This is a genomic window from Micromonospora sp. CNZ297, from assembly GCF_007827625.1.
This window is the reverse complement of sequence record NZ_VISU01000014.1, coordinates 63187-80907: the sequence shown is the minus strand read 5'-3', so window position 1 is coordinate 80907 and position 17721 is coordinate 63187. Positions and strand designations below refer to the sequence as shown.

General features: G+C 74.5%; 18 protein-coding genes. 13 read left to right on the top strand and 5 right to left on the bottom strand.

What is annotated here, in order from left to right:
* Nucleotides 1–45 precede the first annotated feature (45 nt).
* From FB454_RS22915 to FB454_RS22890, 6 genes are all read left to right on the top strand, one after another.
* Nucleotides 46–1056: a 3-oxoacyl-[acyl-carrier-protein] synthase III C-terminal domain-containing protein gene (locus FB454_RS22915; RefSeq protein WP_013285810.1), complete on the top strand. Its 1011-nt coding sequence runs from the start codon at nt 46–48 to the stop codon at nt 1054–1056.
* Entirely contained in the window at nt 1053–1292 is a 240-nt protein-coding gene (locus FB454_RS22910; protein ID WP_018786864.1) for an acyl carrier protein, read from the top strand. The genes FB454_RS22915 and FB454_RS22910 overlap by 4 nt, the downstream gene beginning before the upstream one ends.
* On the top strand, nt 1289–2191 hold the full coding sequence (locus FB454_RS22905) for a thiamine pyrophosphate-dependent dehydrogenase E1 component subunit alpha (protein WP_145823450.1): 903 nt from the start codon (nt 1289–1291) through the stop codon (nt 2189–2191). Before FB454_RS22910 ends, FB454_RS22905 begins: the two co-directional genes overlap by 4 nt.
* Nucleotides 2188–4224, top strand: a complete 2037-nt coding sequence (locus FB454_RS22900; RefSeq protein ID WP_145823449.1) for a 2-oxo acid dehydrogenase subunit E2 — start codon at nt 2188–2190, stop codon at nt 4222–4224. The genes FB454_RS22905 and FB454_RS22900 overlap by 4 nt, the downstream gene beginning before the upstream one ends.
* Nucleotides 4225–4400: 176 nt before the next feature.
* Nucleotides 4401–5624, top strand: a complete 1224-nt coding sequence (locus FB454_RS22895; RefSeq protein WP_145823478.1) for a multidrug effflux MFS transporter — start codon at nt 4401–4403, stop codon at nt 5622–5624.
* Between the two features lie 49 nt (nt 5625–5673).
* Nucleotides 5674–6249, top strand: a complete 576-nt coding sequence (locus FB454_RS22890) for a P-loop NTPase family protein (protein ID WP_071095465.1) — start codon at nt 5674–5676, stop codon at nt 6247–6249.
* Here FB454_RS22890 and FB454_RS22885 read toward each other — a convergent pair whose 3' ends face one another.
* The 3 genes from FB454_RS22885 to FB454_RS22875 are packed head-to-tail and all read right to left on the bottom strand — an operon-like array spanning nt 6250 to nt 8399.
* Nucleotides 6250–7197 carry an acyltransferase domain-containing protein gene (locus FB454_RS22885; protein WP_123109794.1) on the bottom strand — a complete coding sequence of 316 codons (948 nt, stop codon included), beginning with the start codon at nt 7195–7197 and terminating at the stop codon, nt 6250–6252.
* Nucleotides 7198–7245: 48 nt separating this feature from the next.
* Nucleotides 7246–7557 carry a TraR/DksA family transcriptional regulator gene (locus FB454_RS22880; protein WP_013285817.1) on the bottom strand — a complete coding sequence of 104 codons (312 nt, stop codon included), beginning with the start codon at nt 7555–7557 and terminating at the stop codon, nt 7246–7248.
* 2 nt (nt 7558–7559) lie between these two features.
* Nucleotides 7560–8399 (bottom strand): rod shape-determining protein, encoded by an 840-nt coding sequence (locus tag FB454_RS22875; RefSeq protein WP_013285818.1) that lies wholly within the window; start codon nt 8397–8399, stop codon nt 7560–7562.
* A gap of 451 nt (nt 8400–8850) precedes the next feature.
* Here FB454_RS22875 and FB454_RS22870 point away from each other — a divergent pair, with 451 nt between their 5' ends.
* The gene (locus tag FB454_RS22870; RefSeq protein WP_013285820.1) at nt 8851–9081 is read left to right on the top strand and encodes a cation:proton antiporter regulatory subunit; all 231 of its coding nucleotides are present in this window, start codon (nt 8851–8853) and stop codon (nt 9079–9081) included.
* Between the two features lie 42 nt (nt 9082–9123).
* On the opposite strand, the gene FB454_RS22865 is transcribed toward FB454_RS22870, so the two are convergent.
* Nucleotides 9124–10350, bottom strand: a complete 1227-nt coding sequence (locus FB454_RS22865) for a PucR family transcriptional regulator (RefSeq protein ID WP_013285821.1) — start codon at nt 10348–10350, stop codon at nt 9124–9126.
* Between the two features lie 80 nt (nt 10351–10430).
* Complete coding sequence (locus tag FB454_RS22860) at nt 10431–11381, bottom strand: hypothetical protein (RefSeq protein WP_114921250.1); 951 nt, start codon at nt 11379–11381, stop codon at nt 10431–10433.
* Between the two features lie 191 nt (nt 11382–11572).
* Between FB454_RS22860 and FB454_RS22855 the strand changes: the two genes are divergently transcribed.
* From FB454_RS22855 to mnhG, 6 genes are read left to right on the top strand one after another with little or no spacing between them, the layout of a single operon-like run.
* Complete coding sequence (locus tag FB454_RS22855) at nt 11573–14407, top strand: Na+/H+ antiporter subunit A (RefSeq protein ID WP_013285823.1); 2835 nt, start codon at nt 11573–11575, stop codon at nt 14405–14407.
* Entirely contained in the window at nt 14404–14871 is a 468-nt protein-coding gene (locus tag FB454_RS22850; protein ID WP_013285824.1) for a Na(+)/H(+) antiporter subunit C, read from the top strand. The genes FB454_RS22855 and FB454_RS22850 overlap by 4 nt, the downstream gene beginning before the upstream one ends.
* Nucleotides 14868–16439, top strand: a complete 1572-nt coding sequence (locus FB454_RS22845) for a Na+/H+ antiporter subunit D (RefSeq protein WP_013477154.1) — start codon at nt 14868–14870, stop codon at nt 16437–16439. Before FB454_RS22850 ends, FB454_RS22845 begins: the two co-directional genes overlap by 4 nt.
* The gene (locus FB454_RS22840) at nt 16436–17035 is read left to right on the top strand and encodes a Na+/H+ antiporter subunit E (protein ID WP_013285826.1); all 600 of its coding nucleotides are present in this window, start codon (nt 16436–16438) and stop codon (nt 17033–17035) included. The genes FB454_RS22845 and FB454_RS22840 overlap by 4 nt, the downstream gene beginning before the upstream one ends.
* Nucleotides 17032–17295, top strand: coding sequence for a monovalent cation/H+ antiporter complex subunit F (locus tag FB454_RS22835; protein WP_013285827.1), 264 nt, complete (start codon nt 17032–17034; stop codon nt 17293–17295). The genes FB454_RS22840 and FB454_RS22835 overlap by 4 nt, the downstream gene beginning before the upstream one ends.
* Entirely contained in the window at nt 17292–17690 is a 399-nt protein-coding gene (gene mnhG, locus FB454_RS22830) for a monovalent cation/H(+) antiporter subunit G (RefSeq protein ID WP_013477152.1), read from the top strand. The genes FB454_RS22835 and mnhG overlap by 4 nt, the downstream gene beginning before the upstream one ends.
* The last annotated feature ends 31 nt before the right edge of the window (nt 17691–17721 follow it).

Here is a 17721-nt window from a genome sequence, read left to right as displayed (position 1 = left end):
GGGGGAATGGTAAGCAGCGGCGGATCTGCGGCGGGACGGTCGAGCATGAGCTTCGGGCTGGTGTCCTTCGGTGAGGCGCTCGGCGACCCGGCGCCCGTCGCCGACGTGGTGGCGCAGTACACCGACGACGTCAACCGCGTCCTCGGGTACGGCTACCGGCGGGTGCACCGCGCCGCGCCGGACGTCGGCCTGACCGACCTCGCCGAGCGGGCCGCCCGCCGGGCCCTGGACGCCGCCACGCTGCCCGCCGCGCAGGTGGACCTGCTGGTGCTCGCCGTCACCGACCTCACCGAACACCTCTACTGGGACGCCGCCGCCGACCTGGCGTACCGGCTCGGCGCGGCCGGCGCCGAAGCGGTGCTGCTCACCCAGGCGTGCACCACCGGTGTGCTCAGCCTCGACACCGTCGCCGGCAAGTTCGCCACCCACCCGGAGTACGCCACCGCGCTCGTGGTGGCCGCGAACCGGACCTGCGAGGCGTACTGGAACCGGATGGACACCCAGCCGATGGTGTTCTCCGACGGCGCGGTGGCCACAGTGGCCCGGCGCGGGCATCCCCGGCTGCGCTGGCAGGTCACCGAGGCGGCCACCGACGGCCGCTACGCCGGGTTCTACCGGCTCGACGGCGGTGGCGCGGCGGCGCCGTTCGCACCCGGCGCTGAGCCGCCCGCCGCCCGCGACGTGTGGCACGTGATGGAGTTCTTCGACTACGACCCCGAGCAGTTCGCGCAGTACGCCCGCCACCTCGACGAGCGGATGGTGCGGGTCACCGAACGCGCCTGCGAGCGGGCCGGCGTCACAGTCGCCGACCTGGCGCGGCTGATCCTGGTCGCCGACAACGAACGCGCCATGACGTCGCTCGCCGAGGCCCACAAGGTGCCGCCGGAGCGGACCAACCGGGAGCTGGCGGCCGAGTACGGGCATCTCGGCGCGGCGGACCAGCTGTTCGGACTGAGCCGCCTGTTCGACGCCGGTGAGCTGCACGACGGCGACCGGGTCGCGTTGATCTCGTTGGGCCGGGGCACCCACTGGGCCTGTACGATCATCGAGGTATGAGCATGTCCAGCCGGCTGGTGCGGCTCGTCGCCGACGTGCTGGAACTGCCCGTCGACCAGGTCGACGCGCAGACCGGCCCCGCGACCACCGCGGCGTGGGTGAGCCTGCGTCACCTCCAGATCGTCGCGGCCGTCGAGGACGCGTACCGGATCTCGCTGACGCCCCGGGAGATCCGGACCGTGCGGTCGGTGGCCGACCTGCGCGCGCTGCTCGCCCAGCGGGGTGTGCCGGAGTGACAGCCGCGCCGGCCCCGCTCGACGACGCCGACCTCGACGCGGGGCTGCTCATCCGCCGCTTCGAGGAGCACCTGCTGCGCCTGTACGCCGACGGTCACCTCGCCGGCACCACGCACACCTGCCTCGGCCAGGAGTACGTCCCGGTCGCGCTGGCCCCGCTGCTGACCGGCGACTTCGTGTTCAGCAATCACCGCGGCCACGGGCACTACCTGGCGCACTGCGGCGACCCGGAGGGCCTGCTGGCGGAACTGCTCGGCCGCGAGGGCGGGGTGTGCCACGGGTACGGCGGCAGCCAGCACCTGCGCCGGGACCGGTTCCTGTCCACCGGCGTGCAGGGGGAGAGCCTGCCCGCCGCTGTCGGCGTGGGACTGCACCTCAACCGCACCGGGCAGGACGCGATGGTGGTGGCGTACATCGGCGACGGGACCTGGGGCGAGGGCGCTGTCTACGAGGCGCTGAACATGGCCGCGCTGTGGCGGGTGCCGCTGCTCGTGGTGGTCGAGCACAACCGGATCGCCCAGTCCACCCCGACCACCGCGCAGCTCGCCGGCACCATCGCCGGCCGGGTCACCGGGTTCGGCATCACCGTCAGCGAGTCCGAATCGCTCGACCTCACCGAGGTACGCGCCGCCGCCGCGCCGCACGTCGAGCGGGTCCGCGCCACCCGGACGCCGCACGTGCTCGTGCAGCACACGGTCCGGCTCGGCCCGCACAGCAAGGGCGACGACACCCGGCCCACCGGCGAACTCGACCGGCTGCGCCGCCTCGACTGGCTCCAGCGGTACGCCGAGGCGTACCCGGAGCGGTTCGCGGCCGCCGACGCGCGGGCCCGGCAGCGGGTCGCGGAGGTCTCGGCCGAGGTGCTGGCCCGGCCGCTTGCGCGCGGAGCGGCGGCGTGACGCGCGCCGAACGGGTCAGCCGCAACCTCAACCGGGCCCTGCACGCGCTGTTCGCCGCCGACGAGCGGGCCTGGCTGCTGGGGGAGGACGTCGCCGACCCGTACGGCGGGGCGTTCAAGGTGACCCAGGGGCTCTCCACCGCATACCCGGACCGGGTGCTGTCGACGCCGCTGAGCGAGAACGGCATCACCGGCGTCGCGGGCGGCCTGGCGTTGTGCGGCGACACGGTGATCGTCGAGATCATGTTCGGGGACTTCGCCGGTCTCGCCTTCGACCCGATCCTCAACCTGATCACCAAGTCCGTCGCCATGTACGGCGAGCGCACCCCGATGCGGGTGGTGATCCGCTGCCCGGTCGGCGGCGGGCGGGGCTACGGCGCGACGCACAGCCAGAGCCCGCAGAAGCACTTCATCGGCATCCCGCACCTCGCGCTCTACGAGCTGTCCCCGCTGCACGACGCGGCCGACGTGCTGGCCGCCGCGCTGCGCCGCGACGAACCGGCGATGCTGTTCGAGGACAAGGTCCTCTACACCCGGCGGCGGTACGTGGACGGCCGCGTCGACGACCGCCTCGCCTTCGAACTGCGCGGCGCGGACGGCAACTGGGCCCGCGTCCACGACCCGGACGCCACCGGCGCGCCCACGCTCGTCATCGCGCCGGGCGGGGTCGCCGACCGGGCGATAGCCGCCGCCACCCGGGCCGCCGAGCGGGGACGTACGGTCGAGGTGCTGGTCCCGGCGCGGCTCTACCCGGTGGACGTGGACGGCCTGCGCGACCTGCTCGACGGCGCGCACGGCGTGATCGTCGCCGAGGAGAGCACCGCGGGCGGTACGTGGGGGAGCGAGGTCGCCGCCCGCCTGCACGCCGAGGCCTGGCCGCTGCTGCGCGGCCCGGTCGAGCTGGTCAGCTCCGCCGACCGGGTCATCCCGTCCGCGCCGCACCTGGAACGGACGGTGCTGCTCGGCACGGAGGCGATCCTGGACCGGATCATGCGCCTGCCCGCCGCGGTTCCGGTGCCGCGCACCGATCACTCACCTGCCGGTCCGCCGCCGCCGGATCCGACCTCGGCGGCGCCGTCGGGCGTCCCGGTGGACGTACCCCGGCTCAACCCCAACGACGACAGCTACGTGCTGCTGGAATGGCTGGTCTCAGACGGCGCCACGGTCGAGGCCGGTGAGCCGGTCGCGGCGGTCGAGACGTCCAAGGCGATCGAGGAGCTGGCCGCGACACAGGCCGGCGTGCTGCGCCAGGACGTGGCCGCCGGCGCCGACTGTGCGCCGGGCGCACCCATCGGCCGGATCCTGCCCGCCCCGGTGCCGCTGCCGGCTGTGTTCGCCCCCGTGCCGCAACCGGCTGTGCCCGCCCCGGTGCCGCCGGGACGGCCGCTGCCACCCGCACAGCGCCGCATCGCCGACGTGGTGGCCACCTCGCACCGGGAGATCCCGGTGGCCTTCACCGCCGTGCGCGTCGACGTGACGGCCGCGCTCGCGTACGCCCGCCGCGCCGCCGACGAGACCGGCGCCGCGGTCGGCCTGACCGAGGTCGTCATCGCCGCCGTGGCCGCGCTGCACGAGCGGTTCCCCGCTCTCTACGCCCGGCTCACCGACGACGGCCTGATCCTCGACGCGGAAGCGCCGTCGATCGGGCTCACCGTCGACGTCGGCACCGGACTGTTCCTGCCGGTGATCCGGGACGCGGCCGGGCTGGACCTCGGCGACCTCGCCGACGCCGTGGTCGCGCTGCGGATGAAGGCGCTGCGCGGCCGGCTCCGCGAGGAGGACATGGCCGGCATGAACCTCCTGGTCGCGCTCAACGACACACCCGGCGTCACGGTGGCCCGGCCGATCATCCCGCCCGGCGTCACCTGCGCCCTGTCGGTGCCGGACGTGCACCGCGAGGTCGTGCTCGACGGCGACGGCGGGGTACGCGAGCGCACGGTGGCGGACCTGGGCCTGGCCTACGACCACCGGCTGGTCAACGGGGCGCAGGCCGGGGCGTACCTGGCCGCGCTCGGCGACGCGCTGCAACGGTGAGGAGGCCCGCCCGGGGCGCGTGACCTGCGTTACCTCTCGCCGGGACGGGAATGTGATCACCGGGGGCGCATTTGACTCACTGTGTGAGTGCCGCACCCTCCCGCGCCCGGTCGCACGACCGGGCCGGGACGCCCCAGACGACCGATGCCGCCCCGACGCCCACCCCGGGCGACCTGATGAGCCGGAGCCGGCGGCTCAAGCTCGTGCTGGTCCTCGGCTCGCTGATCGCCGTGGGTCCGCTGACGATCGACATGTACCTGCCCGCGCTGCCCGCGATCGTCACCGACTTCGCGACCACGTCGGCGGCGGTCCAGTTGACGCTCACCGGCACGCTCGCCGGGCTCGCCGTCGGGCAGTTGCTGATCGGGCCGTTGTCGGACGCGGTCGGGCGGCGCCGCCCGCTGATCGCCGGTCTGCTGCTGCACATCGTGGCGTCGGCGCTGTGCGTGGTCGCCCCGAACATCGCCGTCCTGGGCGTCCTGCGCGTCGTGCAGGGCCTCGGTGTCGCCGCGACCGCTGTGGTGGCGATGGCTGTGGTGCGTGACCTGTTCACCGGGTCGGCGTTCGCCACGATGCTGTCCCGGCTGCTGCTGGTGATGGGCGCGGCACCGGTCCTCGCCCCGACGCTGGGCGGCGGCGTGCTGCGGTGGACCGACTGGCGCGGTGTCTTCGTGGTCCTGGCCGTCTTCGGGGTGCTGCTCGTCGCGCTGGCCACACTCGCGCTGCCGGAGACGCTGCCGCCCGCGCGCCGCCGGCGCGGCGGAGTCGTCGCGACCGTGATGACGTACGGCGGGCTGCTGCGGGACCGGGTCTTCGTCGGCCTCGTCCTGGTCGCCGGGCTCGCGATGGCCGCGCTGTTCGCGTACGTCGCGGGCTCGTCGTTCGTCCTCCAGGACGGGTACGGGCTCGACGAGCAGCAGTTCGGCCTGGCGTTCGGCGCGGGCGCGATCGGCCTGATCGGCGCCACCCAGTACAACGTGCGGCTGCTGCGGCGCTACCCGTCGCAGTGGATCCTGGTGACCTCGCTGGTGGCGGGCACGGTGGCCGGGCTGGCCCTGGTGGTGTTCGCCGCGACCGGCTTCGGTGGGCTGCCCGCCCTGCTGGTGTCGCTGTGGCTGGTGCTGGCGGCGGCGGGCCTGGCCATGCCGAACGCCCCGGCGCTGGCGCTGTCCCGTCACGGCGAGGCGGCCGGCACCGCGTCCGCGCTGCTCGGTGCGGTGCAGTTCGGCGTGGGCGCGGTGGCCGCGCCGCTGGTGGGCGTGCTCGGCACCGGCGCGGTGGCGATGGCGCTGGTGGTGGCCGGCGGCATGGTGGCGGCGCTGGTGGTGCTGCTGGTGGTCGTGCGGCCGTCCCAGCTGGCCGGACTGGAGGCGGCGCCGGCGGTCGCCGTCGCGCACTGACCGGGCCGCCCGGATCGCACCGGGTGCGCGCGGTGCCTACGCTGCTGCCATGACCGCCCCGGCCCGCATCCTGGTCGAGGGGATCCACGGCTCCGGCAAGTCGACGCTCGCCGCGCATCTGGCGCAGCGGTTCGGCCTGCCCTGGCATCCGGTCGACGACCTGCTGTGGGAGCCCGGCTGGGTCGAGGTGCCGGTGGCGGAGCAGCGTCGCCGGATCGAGGCGATCTGCCGGCGCGACAGCTGGATCCTCGACGGCGCGTACCACGGCTGGCGGGACGTGGTCCTCGGCCGCGCCGACCTGGTGATCGGCCTGGACCTTCCGCGCGGGGTCTCGTTCCGGCGGCTGCTGCGGCGCACGCTGCAGCGGCTGGCCGGCGGGGAGCTGATCTGCAACGGCAACCGGGAGACGCTGCGCAGCGTGCTGTCCCGGGACTCGATCCTGGTGTGGCACCTGACCGGGTTCGGCCGGACACGCCGACGCCTGCGGGCCTGGGCGGCCGACCCGGCCGGACCGCCGGTGCTGCTGTTCGGCGACCAGGCCGCGCTCGACGCCTGGCTGGCCCGCGGAGCGCCGCTGCCGCCGCATCCCGGTCCGGACCGGGGCGGCCTGCGGCCGCTGACGTGACTACATGGGGAAGCGGCCCCGGCGCCACTGCCAGTGGCGACCGGCCCGGAGGTGGTCGATGACCGCGCGCTGGAGCACGGTACGGCGCGGCAGCCGGTCCAGCGGCGTGTCCAGGGTGCGGAACACGAACCGCAGCACCTCGACGTCGCCGTCCAGCCCGGGTTGTTCCTGGTAGGGCTCCAGCGTGAACCGCCGCTGGAACCGGACGATGTTGGAGTCCTCCGGCAGGTATTCGCGCAACTGCGGGTCGAGCAGCCAGGAGCCGCAGGAGAACGCGGTGTAGCGCTCGCCGGGGAAGTGGCGCGGGAAGAACGCGCGGGCCCGGTCCAGCGACGCGTCGACCGCCTCCGGGGTCAGCGGTCCGGCGTCCGGGATGTGCAGGTCGATCGCCTCGGCGTCGCCGCGCTGGTGCTGGAGCCGGCCCAGCTCGTAGAGGCCGCCGCGCGCGTGCAGCGTCAGCCAGCACTGCATGACCGGCCAGCCCTCGCCGTTCATCCGCCTGTCGACGGCGAGGTTGTTGCCCAGGTCGGCGAGCGTCGCCCAGGACACGTCGTCGGGGACGCCGTGGTCGCTGTGGTAGGCCCGGACGACGTCGACCAGCGCGAGGTACGCGTACGTGTAGAGGTGCCGCCAGGCCGGGCCCCGTTCGCGGGGCAGCGCCGGGCCGGGCGGTAGCCAGGCGTGGCCGCCGAGGTCGGCGCGGACCAGGGCGATCGAGCGGTCGAGCAGCCAGCGCAGCTCCGGGGTCCACAGTGGCGAGCCGGGCTCCGGCCAGCCCGCCAGGATCTCGGCGGCGTCGTCGGGGCGGACCGCGAGCCGGGCCAGCAGGGCGGGCGCGTCCGCCCGGTCGGGCAGCGGCGCGGAGGGCCGGTCACCGGCGAGCCGGTGAACCCGGTCGACCTCCTCGGCGGGCACGCCGAGCCGGCCGGCGACGTCATCGACATCCATGGCGGTGACGCTACCGGCCGGCGCCTGCCCCGACAGCCCCGTGCGTGCTCAGCGGCGTTGCTGGCACGGCACGCAGAAGCGGGCCGAGGGCAGGATCTCCAGGCGGGCGGTCGGGATGTCCTGCCCGCACCGCTCGCAGACGCCGTACGTGCCCTCGGACATCCGCTTCAGCGCCTGGGCGGTGTCCGCGACGCCCTGCCGGGCGGTCTCGATCAGCCGGCGCAGCGTGTCCGGGTCGTGGCCGCCGTAGTCGGGCTGCCGCGTGTGCAGCGTCAGCTCGGTGAGCTGGTCGGTGTACTCGCCGAACTGCCGGTCCAGCAGTTCGCGCAACGTGTCGGTGCGGTCGAGGGCGTGCGTCATGATCAGGCGCTCCTTTCCGGGCGGCGCTGGGTGTCGTGCGGGTGTCGCAGGGCCGAGATGGCGGCCATACCGGCGCCGGTCAGCGCGGCGGTACGGGGTGACGCGGCGCGGTGCACCGTCGCGCCGAGCGTGGCGACCAGGCGGGCGGTCACGTCGGGCCGGGTGGCGCCGTCACCGATGACGATCGGGCCACGGGCCAGCGCGTCGCGGACCAGAGGCCGCAGTGTCGCGTCCTGACGCAGCTCGCGTACCAGCCGGGAGGTGGTGTCGGCGAGCATGGCGGCGGTCGTCGCGTGGTTGAGGTCCCGGGTGCCGACCTCGGCCCGGCGGGCGGCGACCACCCGGCCGTCCTCCAGCAGCGCCACCTCGGTGAGCTGGGCGCCGATGTCGGCGACCAGCAGGGTGCCGGCGGCGGCGCCGGCGCCGATGGCGCCCGCCCGGACGCTGTCGAGGAACAGCAGCCGGGACGGCGCGAGCACGGCGGTGAGCACGCGGCGCGTCGCCTCCTGCTCGGCCGGCGCGGCGAGCACCGGACGGCAGGCCACGACGAGCGCCCCGACCGGGACCGGGGTGCGGTGGTCGCGCAGGATCCGGCGCAGCTCGGAGACGCAGGCCGGACCGTCGACGATCCGGCCGCGCCGGACGACCGGGCTGCGCAGGCCGTGACCGAGCGGGACGCTCAGCGTCCGGCCCGGTCCCAGCCAGATCCGCAGCAGGCTGCTGCCGAGGTCCACGGCGATCGGCGCCGCGTCGACTGTGACCGGCGGGCGGCTGCCGTGGGAGCGGCCGATCAGCATGCCGGTACGGGCCGGAGGGCGAATGGCTGTGACAAGGTGCGGCATACCGACCTCTCTCGGATCAGGGTGCCCAACCGGGCGGTGGACGGTGCGGGGAAGGGGCGTGGCCGGGGCCGCGGGCGTCGGATTCACTCGACGACGCCGGCGGCCGGGGGCTCAGACGCGCTTCTGGTCGCCGCTCGCAGATCGGGACGCGAGGAGTCCGGCGGACACCGGTGGCGGAGCCATCGACGTGCGGGTCATGCTCACCACCTCCTCGCTGCTCGGGTACCGCCTCGGACCTCCAGCGTCGCCTGGAACACCACGCGCGGCAGTGCACGCCACCGGCCAACAAAGGGCGCAATGATTGCCGGTGGCCGGAACCCGGATCCGCCCGTCCCCCGTGGCTATGGTTGACACATGGAGAACGCGAGCTCAGCTCGAACGTCCACCGCGTCGCCCTAGCGCCGGCCGGCTCCGGCGGGCCCCACGGCGGCCGCGTCCGAAGGAGGTCCCCGTGATCATCGAACGTACGACCCTCCCCGGCATCGGGGTCCGGCACACGCTGACCACGGAGGAGGGCCGCCGCATCGGCGTGATCGACTACCAGGTCGGCGGCCGGCGCGACGTCGTCCACGACGACCCGGACGACCCGGACCGCATGGTCACGCTCACCCTCACCCGCGACGAGGCGTCGGCCCTGGCCAACCTGCTCGGCTTCCCGGAGCTGGTCGCCGTACCGGCCTGAGCCGCCTGTCACACCGGCGGCGGACCCGGACCGGCGGCGGCGCTATGCCGGCAGCGGCCGGCGCGGCCAGTCCAGCGCCCGCGCGCCGAGCACGGCGGCGTGCAGCGTGAACCGGTCCCGCGCGTCGGCGGGGTCGTAGCCGCTCAACGCCCGGATCCGGGCCAGCCGGTAGGTGACCGTGCGCACCGACACGTGCAGCCGGCGGGCGGCCTCGGTCGACACCTCGCCGCAGGCGAAGTACTCGTTCAGCGTGTCCAGCAGCGGCTCGGCGCCGCCGCGCGCCTGGGCCAGCGGCGTCAGCACCGCCCGTACCAGGTCGACCATGGCGGGCTGGTCGCGCAGCAGCACCCGGTAGATCAGCAGGTCGTGCGCATCGATCACGGATGCCTCGCTGTGCAGGCGCCGCGCCGTGGTGAGCGCCTCCCGGGCCTCCTCGTACGAGCGGGCGATGCCGTAGACGCCCGGGTGCGGGCGGCCCACCGCCACCTGCCACGGCCGGCCCCGCACCAGCCGGTCCAGCTCGCCGTGCATCAGCGTGCCCAGGTTGCCGGTCGCTCCGGCGCCGCGGCCCCGGTCGGCGGTGACCGGGTCCGCCGGGGCGACCACCACGAGCAGCCCTTCCTTCGTGGCCACCAGCACGTCCCGGTCACCGAGCCGGTCGAAGATGACCCGCTCCAGCGCGCTGATCGCCGCCTCCGTGTCCGGCAGCCGCCGGCCGGGCGCGGCGAGAGCGACCTGGTGCACCCGGGCCAGGTCCAGGCCGAACGGCTCGGCCCGTTCCACCAGCCCGCCCAGGTCGGAGTCGCCGCGCAGCAGGTCGTCGACGAGTTCCCTTCGCAGCGACTCCTCGCGCCGGACGAGTTCCCGGCGGGCCACCGCGTACCCCTCGGCGAGCGTGGCCACGGCGGTGTCGACCACGTGCAGGACGGCGTCGGCGGCGGCGCGGACCGCCTCGCTGTCGTCGGACCGGTCCAGGTGGGGAAGCTGCCGCCAGACACGCCGCGCCGCGGACAGGTAGAGGCGTACCGCGCGGCCGGCGGAGATCCCCTGCTCGGCCGCGCGCCGGCCCAGCGCGCCGACCGCGTCGAGTTCGGCTCGGCGGGGACGGCGGCCGGTCACCGCCGCGTCGGTCAGCAGCCGCAGGTAGTCGCCGAGCAGCTCCACCGGCACGCCGCCCGCGTCGGCACCCGCCTCGCGGGCCACCTCGGCCAGCCACTGCTCGTCCTCGCCGCCCGCCACCGGTGCCGGCCGGCGGACGTTGTCGGTCATCGCGGTCTCCCCGGACGGGGCCGGCACCGGACGCCGGCCCACCGCACCAGCCTAGGCGGCGGGTCCGGCCGGTCCGCCGGTCATCCCCGCGACTGTGGTTCCGGGTCGATCACCAGCGCCGGGCCGGTCCGCCGCCCGCCGCGAGGGCCGCGGGTCAGCAGCTGCGCCGTCCGCGCCGGGTCGTCGCCTGCGGCCACCTGATCGAGTACGCGCAACCAGCGCTCTCCGTGCGCGTCGGTGAAGCCGGTGCCGACGACGGCGATCCGGCGGCCGGTGACCGGGCCGGGCGTGGCGCGTCCGGCCGGTTCCGTCGACCCGATCGCCGGCCCGTCCGGCACCCCGGCGGGTTCGGCGCGGTTCCCGGCTGCGACCACGAGATCCGGCGATCCGCACCGCACCGCCCGGACCGCCCCGGCGCGGTCCACGTCCACGATCGTGGCACGCAGGTGACCCGCCGGGGCGAGATCGCGTACCACCCGGTCGAGCGCGTCGACCAGGTGCGGCACTGTGCGCCGCGGTCCGGCGGCGGCCCGGCGGAACGCCTGCTCGATCGCCCGGCGTCCGGCGGGGGTGTCCAGCGCGGCGCCGCTGACCGTGCCGAGCAGGACACGCAGTCCACCGCCGCGGACCGGGACGGCGGCGCCGATCTCGCCGGCCGTGCCGCAGATCGCCAGCGCGGCGCTCCCGGCCCCGGCCGGCACGGTGAACACGGCGACGTCCGGCGGCGCGGCGGCGCGCGCCACGGTCGCGGTACGCGTCCGGCGGCGGGCCCAGGCCAGGACCGGCACCGCGGCCAGGCCGGCCGCCGAGGCGAGCAGCGCCTGCGGGTCGCTGCGGTGGCCGGGGATCACCGGTACGACGACTGATAGCGCGACCAGCACGCCCGCCCACGCCGACACCAGCGCCGCCACCCGGGGCCGGGCCGAGACGCCGAGCAGGCCGGGCAGCAGCACCCAGCCGACCGGCGTGCTGACCTCGGCGAGGCCCATCAGCATCGCGTTCCCGGTGGTGCCCGCCAGGGCGGCTCGCATCGGCAGCACGCCGACCACCCTATCGGGGCGACCGCCGGACGCCGACCGGTGTACCGGGCGGAGTGAACCTCACTCCTTACCCGAAACAGAGCGGAGCCGACACGACACGTTCGCGTGATTCTCTCGACATACCGCCTCGCCGGATCGCCGGTTAGGGTTGACGTACCGCAGGTCGATCTTGAGGAGTGTGTGTGCTGGTTCTGGTGGCGGTCCATGCGTTCGCAGCCGTGACCGCCCCCGTGCTGGTACGCCTCCTCGGTCGGCGGGCTCTCTACCTGCTGGCGGCCGTCCCGGCGGCGGCCCTGATCTGGGCGGTGACCCGCACCGAACCGGTCCGTGCGGGCCGGCCCGTCGTCGAGACCGTCACCTGGGTGCCGCAGCTCGGCCTGGAACTCGCGCTGCGCATGGGCACGCTGTCCTGGCTGCTGGTGCTGCTCGTCGGTGGGGTCGGCGCCCTCGTGCTGGCCTACAGCGCGCGCTACTTCCGCTCCGACGACCCCGGCCTCGGCCGGTTCGCCGCGGTGTTCGTCGCGTTCGCCGGCGCGATGCTCGGCCTGGTCGTCTCCGACGACCTGCTGCTGCTGTACGTGTTCTGGGAACTCACCACCGTCTTCTCGTACCTGCTGATCGGCAGCGACCCGACCAAACGGGCCAGCCGCCGCGCGGCGATGCAGGCGCTGCTGGTGACCACACTGGGCGGCCTGGCGATGCTCGCCGGGTTCGTGATGCTCGGCCAGCACGCCGGCTCGTACCGGTGGTCGGAGATCGCCGGGAACCTGCCCGAGGGCGGCTACCTCACCGTCGCGCTGGTGCTCGTCCTGCTCGGCGTGACCAGCAAGTCGGCGATCTTCCCGTTCAGCTTCTGGCTGCCGCGCGCGATGGCCGCGCCCACCCCGGTCAGCGCGTACCTGCACGCCGCCGCCATGGTCAAAGCGGGCGTCTTCCTGGCCGCGCTCATGGGCCCGGCGGTGGGCCAGACCACCGTGTGGCGCGGCGTCCTGCTGGCCGGCGGCCTGATCACCCTGTTCCTCGGCGGGTGGACGGCGCTGCGGCAGGTCGACCTGAAGCTGCTGCTGGCGTACGGCACTGTGAGCCAGCTCGGCCTGCTCATGGTGATCCTCGGCGCGGGCACCCGCGACACCGCACTGGCCGGCGCCGCGATGCTGCTGGCACACGCCCTGTTCAAAGCCACACTGTTCCTCGTCGTCGGCGTCGTCGACCACGTCACCGGCACCCGCGACCTGCGCGAACTCAGCGGCCTGGGCCGGCGCGCCCCGGTGCTCGCGGCGGTCGCCGGACTCGCGGCCGCCTCGATGGCGGGCCTGCCGCCGCTGATCGGCTTCGTGGCCAAGGAGGCCGCGCTCGAGGCGTTCCTGCACGGCGGCACCACCGAACTGGTCGTGCTCGCCGGAGTGGTGACCGGCTCGGCGCTGACCGTCGCGTACACCGCGCGGTTCCTCTGGGGCGCGTTCGCCGCCAAGCCCGGCGTCGCGGAGACCCGGCCGCACCGGATCGAGCCGGCGTTCATCGGCCCGGCGGCGGTGCTCGCCCTCGCCGGCCTCGCCGTCGGCGTCCTCGCCCCCGCGGTGGACCGGGTGCTGGCCCCGTACGCCGATCAGTTCCCGACCGCCGACCCCGGCTACCACCTCGCGCTCTGGCACGGGCTGACCCCGGCGCTCGGCCTGTCGGCGCTGGCGGTGACCGCCGGTCTCGGGCTGTTCCTGCTGCTGCACCGGCGCCGGCCCTACCTGCCGCGGCTGCCGTTCGACGGCGCCACCGGCTACGACCGGCTGGCCGGCGCGGTCGACCGCGCGGCGGTGGAGCTGACCGGCGCCACCCAGCGCGGCTCGCTGCCCTTCTACCTCGGCGTCATCCTGCTGGTCCTGGTCGTGCTGCCCGGCGGCGCGGTGCTCGCCGGCGCGCCGTGGGCCCGGCGGTTCCAGCTCTGGGACACCCCGTTGCAGGCCGTCGCCGGCGCGGTCATCGTGGTCGCGGCGGTAGTGGCCGCGCGGGCCCGCCGCCGGCTGACCGCGATGATCCTGGTCGGCGTGACCGGCTACGGCACGGCGCTGATGTTCATCCTGCACGGCGCGCCCGACCTCGCGCTCACCCAGTTCCTGGTGGAGACCGTCACGATCGTGATGTTCGTGCTGGTGCTGCGCCGCCTGCCGCGCCGGTTCTCGGCCCGCCCGATCCGCGCCACCCGGCGGTTCCGGGTCGCGCTCGGCGTCGCCGTCGGCGTGGTCACCGCCGGGATGGCGTACGTGGCGGCGGGCAGCCGGACCGCCACGCCGATCTCGGTCGGCTTCCCGGAGGAGGCCGTCTCCTACGGCGGCGGCAAGAACGTCGTCAACGTGACGCTCGTCGACATCCGCGCCTGGGACACGATGGGCGAGATCGCCGTGCTGGTCGTGGCCGCCACCGGCGTGGCCAGCCTGATCTTCCGCCGCTCCCGCGCGCTGGACCTGCGCAGCGGCATCCCCGGCGCGGGCCGGCAGCAGTCGTCGCGCCCGCGCTGGCTCACCACCGGCGCGACCTCCCGGCAGCAGTCGGTGATCCTCCAGGTGGTCACCCGCCTGCTGTTCCACGCCATCCTGCTGTTCTCGATCTACCTGCTCTTCTCCGGCCACAACGCCCCCGGTGGCGGGTTCGCCGCCGGGCTGGTCGCCGGGCTGGGGCTCGCCGTGCGATACCTGGCCGGTGGGCGTACCGAACTCAACGGCGCCGCGCCGGTCGACGCCGGCCTGGTGCTCGGCGCGGGCCTGTTCGTGGCGGTCGGCACCGGCGTGGCCGCGATGCTGCTGGGCGGCGAGTTCCTCCAGAGCGCGACGCTCGACTTCCACCTGCCGCTGCTCGGCCACGTGCACTTCGTGACGTCGGTCTTCTTCGACGTGGGCGTCTACCTCATCGTGGTCGGCCTCGTCCTGGACATCCTGCGCAGCCTGGGCGCCGAGATGGACCGCCAGGAGGAGGTCGACGAACAGGAGACCGAACCGGCCGGCGTACGGGAAGAGGAGCTGGTGTGAGCCCGAACATCCCCAACCTGGTCTACGTCGTGGTCATCGGCGTCCTGTTCGCCACCGGCGTCACCCTGCTGCTGGAACGCAGCCTCACCCGCGTCCTGATGGGGGTCATCCTGCTCGGCAACGGCGCCAACCTGCTGCTGCTCACCGGCGGCCGGGCCGGCGGCCCGCCGATCGTCGGCACCACCGCCGAGGAGGACATGTCCGACCCGCTGCCGCAGGCGATGGTGCTGACCGCGATCGTGATCACGCTCGGCATGACCGCTTTCCTGCTCGCGCTGGCCTACCGGAGCTGGCACCTCAACGGGCACGACGAGGTGCAGGACGACGTCGAGGACCGCCGGATCATGGAGCTGGCCGACCGGGACGAGGGCCCGGGCACCTCGGACACCGACGGCGTCGACACCGCCGACGGCAGCCCCGAGGCGCGGGTGCTCGCCGCCGGTGAGGCGGAGGCCGTCCGATGACCTGGCTCGTACCGCTGCCGGTGGTGATGCCGCTGCTCGGCGCCGCCCTCACCCTGCTGCTCGCCCGCCGGGCCCGCGCCCAGCGGTGGGTCAGCATCATCGTGCTCACCGCCACCGTCGCGGTGGCCGCGATGCTCCTGGTCCGCTCGTCGCTGGACGGCCCGCTCGTGGTGGAGGTGGGCGGCTGGGTGGCGCCGATGGGCATCGTGCTCGTCGCCGACCAGCTCGCCGCGCTGATGCTCGTCGTGTCCGCCTCGGTCACCCTGTGCGTGCTCGTCTACTCCATCGGGCAGGGCATGGCCGACGGCAACGAGGAGACGCCGCTGTCGGTCTACCACCCGACCTATCTGGTGCTGACCGCGGGCGTCTGCAACGCCTTCCTCTCCGGCGACCTGTTCAACCTCTACGTCGGCTTCGAGATCCTGCTCGTGGCGAGCTACGTGCTGCTGACGCTGGGCAGCACCGAGACGCGGATCCGGGCCGGCACCACGTACGTCGTGGTCAGCCTGCTCTCGTCGCTGATCTTCCTGGTGGCGATCGGCCTGGTCTACTCCGCCACCGGCACGCTGAACCTGGCGCAGCTCGCCGACCGCCTGGACGCGCTGCCCGACGACATCCGCCTGGTGCTCCAGGGCATGCTGCTGCTCGCGTTCGGCATCAAGGCGGCGGTGTTCCCGCTGTCCGCGTGGCTGCCGGACAGCTACCCGACCGCGCCCGCCCCGGTGACGGCGGTCTTCGCCGGCCTGCTCACCAAGGTCGGCGTGTACGCGATCATCCGCACCGAGACGCTGCTGTTCCCCGGCGGCCGCACCGCCGACCTGCTCATGGTGATAGCGGCGCTGACCATGGTGGTGGGCATCCTCGGCGCGGTGGCGCAGTCGGACATCAAACGGCTGTTGTCGTTCACGCTCGTCAGCCACATCGGGTACATGCTGTTCGGGGTCGGGCTGACCACCCCGCTCGGCCTGTCCGCGGCGATCTTCTACGTTGTCCACCACATCACCATCCAGACCACCCTGTTCCTCGCCGCCGGCCTGGTCGAACGACGCGGCGGCAGCACCGCGCTGGACCGCCTCGGCGGGCTGGCCCGGCTGTCACCACTGCTGGCGGTGCTGTTCTTCGTGCCCGCGCTGAACCTGGCCGGCATACCACCGTTCTCCGGGTTCCTCGGCAAGCTCGGCCTGGTGCAGGCCGGCGTCGACGACGGCGGGTTCCTGGCCTGGTCGCTCGTCGCCGGGGGACTGCTCACCAGCCTGCTCACGCTCTACGCCATCGCCCGGGTGTGGAACCTCGCCTTCTGGCGGGCCCCGCACGCGGACATGCCGGAGCCCGGTGACGCCGACCAGGCGGCCCGCACCGACGGCGCCGAGCAGCCGCACGACGGCCCGGCGCCGGCCGGGGCGGTGCTGCCCCGGCTGATGACGGTGTCCACCGCCGCCCTCGTAGTGCTCGGCCTGGCGCTGACGGTGGTGGCCGGACCGCTGTTCGACATCAGCACCGACGCCGCCGACGACCTGTTGCGCCGTGCCCCGTACGTCGAGGCCGTGTTCCCGGAGGGACCGCCGTGACCAGTCAGCCGAAAGCGCCACTGACCCGCCGTGACCGCTGGCGCAACCGGGCCGTAGCGGTGACCGGCCTCGTCACCGTCTGGGTGCTGCTGTGGGGCACCTTCAGCTGGGCCAACGTGATCAGCGGACTCGTGGTCGCTGCCGTGCTGCTCGTCGTCTTCCCGCTGCCCCCTGTCACGTTCGCCGGCCGGATCCGGCCGGTGCCGCTGCTGCGGTTCCTGGTCCGCTTCCTGTACGACCTGGTGGTCGCGTCCGCCCAGGTGGCCTGGCTGGCCGTCCGGCCCGGGCACCCGCACTCGGCGATCATCGCGGTGCGCCTGCGGGTGAACACCGACCTCAACCTGACCCTCAACGCCGAGGCGCTGTCGCTGGTGCCGGGCAGTCTCATCCTGGAGGCCGACCGGAGTACCGGGACGCTCTACGTGCACGTCATCGGCATCCGGAGCCCCGACGAGGTGGAACGGTTCCGGCGCAGCGTGCTGGAGCTGGAGGCGCGCATCGTCGCCGCCGTCGGCTCGGCCGAGGAGCGCGACCGGATCCGCCACGACGAGGCCGAACCCGCCGGTTCGGTCGAACTGGAAGGAGCACCGACGTGACCGTCGTCGCCGTGATCGTCACCGCGCTGCTCGTCGCGGCCGGTGGACTCACCCTCGTCCGCATCATCCGCGGGCCGTCCATCCTCGACCGGGCCGTCGCCACCGACGTGCTGCTCGCCGTCGCGGTCGCGGCCATCGCCACCGAGGCGGCCTACAGCCGGGACGCCACAGCGCTGCCGGTCCTCGTCGTCCTCGCGCTCGTCGGCTTCGTCGGCTCGGTGAGCGTCGCCCGGTTCGCGTCCCGGAGAAGCCCGAAGTGACCGCCGACGCGATCCTGGACATCGTCGCCAGCGTCTGCCTGATCGCCGGCGCCCTGCTCTGCCTCGCCGCGGGCATCGCGCTGGTCCGCTTCCCGGACGTGCTGTCACGCATGCACGCGGCCGCCAAGCCGCAGGTGCTCGGGCTGCTGCTGGTGCTGCTCGGCTGCGCGCTGCGGCTGCGTACCGGGGTGGACATCACCACGCTGGTCCTCGTCGGCCTGTTCCAGCTCGCCACCGCCCCGGTCGCGGCGCACATGGTCGGGCGGACCGCGTACCCGCACGACGACATCCGGCGGGACCTGCTGATCACCGACGAGCTGGCCGACCACATCGACCGGATCCGCGCGGACCGGGCCGGTGAGCCGGAGGAGACGGCGCCGGTCCGCACGTCCTGACACTCCGTACGAGCGCCGAGGCAGGGAGCCC